Here is a 279-nt window from a genome sequence, read left to right as displayed (position 1 = left end):
CCGGCCGGCGCTTGAGAATCGCCGTTGCGGCCGAGGAACTCGCTGCGATCGCAGGTGATGCTATCAAAAGGCAGGTCGCAGTCGAGAAACGCCACATGTCCGCAAAACTCTACGGCATAGGTATTACGGGCGAACAAGGCACCGCTGACCGGGTCGGTCTCGCTGACCACATGCATAGCAGACTTGCTGCGCAGGTCGCCAAGAACCCACTCGGCGAAGCAGGTCACAGATAACCGTCGTACTCGCCTAGAGTGGTTGTGCAATTTGAGTCGGCTGAAC

General features: G+C 58.8%; 1 protein-coding gene. It reads right to left on the bottom strand.

Features of this window, described 5'->3' with window-relative positions; genetic code table 11:
• On the bottom strand, positions 1-279 hold a 279-nt coding region (locus tag SB756_RS29570; RefSeq protein WP_410913116.1), incomplete at both ends, for a hypothetical protein.

Origin of the sequence: Pseudomonas sp. SIMBA_068, from assembly GCF_046534705.1 — a bacterium.
Taxonomy (GTDB): Bacteria; Pseudomonadota; Gammaproteobacteria; order Pseudomonadales; family Pseudomonadaceae; genus Aquipseudomonas; species Aquipseudomonas putida.
This window is presented reverse-complemented; position numbering and strand designations above follow the sequence as displayed.